The sequence below is a fragment of the Kitasatospora sp. NPDC059088 genome, assembly GCF_042738155.1.
Classification (GTDB): Bacteria; Actinomycetota; Actinomycetes; order Streptomycetales; family Streptomycetaceae; genus Kitasatospora.
In genome coordinates, this window is the sequence record NZ_JBHYGR010000313.1 from 1 (window position 1) to 1,165 (window position 1,165).

Annotated in this window: 1 protein-coding gene and 1 pseudogene; both read left to right on the forward strand. The window is 74.1% G+C overall.

The window, feature by feature from the left end:
* Window positions 1-850, forward strand: a pseudogene (mmsB, locus tag ACFWXO_RS45590) (3-hydroxyisobutyrate dehydrogenase); the annotation flags it as partial.
* Window positions 847-1,165, forward strand: a 319-nt coding sequence (locus ACFWXO_RS45595; protein ID WP_380533206.1) for an enoyl-CoA hydratase-related protein, incomplete at its 3' end; no start/stop codon positions are given. The pseudogene mmsB and the gene ACFWXO_RS45595, both read left to right, overlap by 4 nt.

Sequence of the window (1,165 nt, forward strand, 5' to 3'; positions counted from 1 at the left end):
CACATGGGGGGCCCGCGGGCCCCCAACCGTGCACAGGCCGGGCCCCGGGTGCACGGTTGACTCCCTCGGGGCGGCCGCGGGGGGGGGGGCCCCCCCCCACGGCGTGACGGTGGCGGGCTCGGCGGCGGAGGCCGTCGCCGACGCCCAGGTGGTGCTCACCATGCTGCCGACCGGACGCCATGTCCTGCAGGCCTACGAAGAGTTGACGCTCGCGGCGAGCGGGGCGCTGTTCGTGGACTGCTCCACCGTCGCGGTCGGCGACGCCCGGGTGGCCGCGGACCTCGCCCGTACGGTCGGGCACCGGGCCGTGGACGCGCCGGTCTCCGGCGGCGTCCCCGGAGCCGAGGCCGCGAGCCTGACCTTCATGGCCGGTGGGGACGAGGCCGAGTTCGCCGAGGCGGAACCGGTGCTCGCCGCGATGGGCCGCAAGGTGGTCCACTGCGGAGGCTCCGGTGCCGGGCAGGCCGCGAAGATCTGCAACAACATGATCCTCGGCGTCTCGATGATCGCGGTGAGCGAGGCCTTCGTCCTCGGCGAGCGCCTCGGCCTCAGCCACCGGGCGCTCTACGAGGTCGCCTCCACCGCCTCCGGCCAGTGTTGGGCGCTCACCACCAACTGCCCCGTCCCCGGGCCGGTGCCGACCAGCCCGGCCAACCGCGACTACGCCGCCGGGTTCGCGGCCGCCCTGATGGCCAAGGACCTGGGGCTGGCCGCCGACGCCGCCACCGCGACCGCAGCGCCGACCGAACTCGGCCGCCGGGCAGCCGAGTTGTTCGCCGACTTCGCCCAGGACGGGGGCGGCGGGCTGGACTTCTCCGCCATCATCACCACGCTGAGGGAGCGCGCATGACGTACGGGACGATCCTGGTCGAGCGCAAGGGCCGGGTCGGGCTGATCACTCTCGACCGGCCGAAGGCGCTGAACGCGCTGAACACCCAGTTGATGAACGAAGTCGTGGCGGCGGCAGCGGAGTTCGACCGGGACCCGGCGATCGGCTGCCTGCTGCTGACCGGCTCGGCGAAGGCTTTCGCGGCCGGTGCGGACATCAAGGAGATGCAGTCGCTCGACTTCGTCGACGCCTACCTCGGCGACTGGTTCGCCGCCTGGGACCGCTTCGCCGCCCTGCGCAAGCCCGTCGTCGCCGCCGTCGCGGGCTACGCGCTGG